Source organism: Roseateles sp. P5_E1 (assembly GCF_054049335.1).
Map to the genome: position 1 here is coordinate 1 of NZ_JBFUMN010000356.1, position 574 is coordinate 574.

Annotated in this window: 2 protein-coding genes; one reads left to right on the plus strand and one right to left on the minus strand. The window is 68.4% G+C overall.

Annotated elements, in window-relative coordinates; genetic code table 11:
- Nucleotides 1-256 (minus strand): hypothetical protein (locus ACXJKJ_RS31495; RefSeq protein ID WP_457395605.1); only part of this gene is annotated, 256 nt, incomplete at its 3' end.
- 80 nt (nt 257-336) lie between these two features.
- On the opposite strand from ACXJKJ_RS31495, the gene ACXJKJ_RS31500 reads away from it, so the two are divergent.
- Nucleotides 337-574 (plus strand): SAM-dependent methyltransferase (locus tag ACXJKJ_RS31500; RefSeq protein WP_457395606.1); only part of this gene is annotated, 238 nt, incomplete at its 3' end.

A 574-nucleotide genomic window follows, 5' to 3' on the forward strand; every position in this document is an offset into this window, starting at 1 on the left:
CGCGTGCGCTGTCGCCGGCCTCATGCCAGGCAAAGGCAGCATCGGCCAGCGCGGCAGCGCGGGCGCTGCCCTTCAAGGTGTTGGCCAGTGCTTCCAGCTGCACGGCGGCGTCGCGCGGCTTGCCCTGGTCGATCAGCGCCAACGCCTGGCTCTGCGCCGGCGATTCGGGCGCACTGGTCAGGCTCGTCGTGGCGCAGCCGGCAAGCAGCATCAGCGACAACGAAAGGGCGGAGATCCGTGCGACGGGCTTGTTCATGATCAGGTCCATTCGATGGGGGCAGCGGCCGTGGCCGGGGAACGGTACGATTCTACCCTTGACCCACGAGTGCCGTTKCGATGAGTGTTGTCCCTACGCTGTATGTCGTTGCCACCCCGATCGGCAACCTGGCCGACCTGACGCCGCGGGCGCAGGACGTGCTGCGCTCGGTGGCGGCGATCTGCGCCGAAGACACCCGCCGCAGCGGCCAGTTGCTGGCCCATTTCGGCATCCAGCAGCCGCTGGTGGCATTGCACGACCACAACGAGGAAGCGCTGTCCCAGCGCATCGTGGCGCGCCTGCTGGCCGGTGAATCGC